Origin of the sequence: Halorubrum sp. Atlit-26R, from assembly GCF_003666015.1 — an archaeon.
Lineage (GTDB): Archaea > Halobacteriota > Halobacteria > Halobacteriales > Haloferacaceae > Halorubrum.
In genome coordinates, this window is record NZ_QPLT01000534.1 from 1 (window position 1) to 442 (window position 442).

Annotated in this window: 1 protein-coding gene and 1 pseudogene; both read right to left on the bottom strand. The window is 57.0% G+C overall.

Translation table 11 applies throughout. The annotated features are described in order from the left end of the window. A partial coding sequence (locus DVK07_RS21810; protein WP_147441345.1) for a helix-turn-helix domain-containing protein occupies positions 1–183 on the bottom strand: 183 nt, incomplete at its 3' end. Between the two features lie 89 nt (positions 184–272). After that, positions 273–392, bottom strand: a pseudogene (locus DVK07_RS24565) (transposase); the annotation flags it as partial. Between the last annotated feature and the right edge of the window lie 50 nt (positions 393–442).

The window sequence follows — 442 nt, forward strand, 5'->3', positions numbered from 1 at the left end:
GACCGTGATGTAGCCGTCGTCTGCCAGCGAATCGAGGACGCCGTAGATGCGCGCTTTCGGGATCCCCGTTGCTTCGGAGAGATCTGGGGCGGTCGTTTGCCCGGTGATGATGAGCGTCTCGAGGGCTTGTTCTTCGTACTCGGTCAGATCGAGTGTAGAGAGGAGAGAACGGTTGTCGCTCATTGCGTCGGTAGTCGTGCGATGACCGAATAAAAGTGTGCTCTCGATCCGGTGACGATCCAGAGGGCGTCAACGACCCCACCCTACTTCGCTCAGTCTACTGACTTCGCTCGTTGAGGGTGGGGCTTGTCCGTGAGCTCGGCCTCAAACCCGCCCGGATGGGCTGTGAATCCGCCACTCGGTGTCACCGTTCCAGACTTCAGGGCGAGTTGAAATATTCACGAAACAACGTCGTCACCGATAGTTTGATATAATCGTACTC